Annotated in this window: 1 protein-coding gene; it reads left to right on the top strand. The window is 55.5% G+C overall.

Translation table 11 applies throughout. The annotated features are described in order from the left end of the window. Nucleotides 1-90: 90 nt before the first annotated feature. The gene (hpt, locus tag ACR0E6_RS22510) at nt 91-627 is read left to right on the top strand and encodes a hypoxanthine phosphoribosyltransferase (RefSeq protein WP_480565520.1); all 537 of its coding nucleotides are present in this window, start codon (nt 91-93) and stop codon (nt 625-627) included. The last annotated feature ends 18 nt before the right edge of the window (nt 628-645 follow it).

Raw genomic sequence — 645 nt, 5'->3', positions numbered from 1 at the left:
TCCGAGTGGATAGGCATGGCAATCCGGCATTAGAAGGTGACAATGGCGCGTCATGTCGTATGTTGCGCGCCAAAGATCAAGGGGGCTGCGATGACTGACCGCGCTTATGTGATAGATGAGATGATCTCGGCCAAGGCAATTGCAGCCAGAATCGAAGAGCTTTGCCGCGAAATTACCGAAGAATTCGGCAATACTGACAAGCTGGTGGTCGTCGGCCTGCTGCGCGGCTCTTTCGTGTTCATCGCTGATCTTGTGCGCGAGTTGGACCTTCCGATCGAGGTGGATTTTCTTGAGGCTTCCTCTTACGGTGACGCGATGGAGAGCAGCCGAGAAGTTCGTATTCTCAAAGACTTGCGCGGCGCAATTGAGGGTCGCGATGTGCTGGTCGTCGAAGATATCGTCGACACAGGCCACACGCTGAACCACGTCACCAACCTGCTACGCAGTCGCAAGCCGAAGCGGCTGAAGTCCATTGCCCTATTGGACAAACCCAGCCGGCGTGAGGTTGATTTTCGTTCAGATTGGATCGGGTTCGAGATCCCTGACGAATTCGTCGTGGGCTACGGAATCGACTACGCGCAGCGCAATCGCAACCTGCCGTTCATCGGTAAGGTTCGGTTTAGCTGAACGCGACCTCAGCCCAGC

This window comes from Ruegeria sp. AP12, assembly GCF_056540025.1.
The sequence above is the reverse complement of the archived record's forward strand: the minus strand, read 5'-3'. Positions and strand labels throughout refer to the sequence as shown.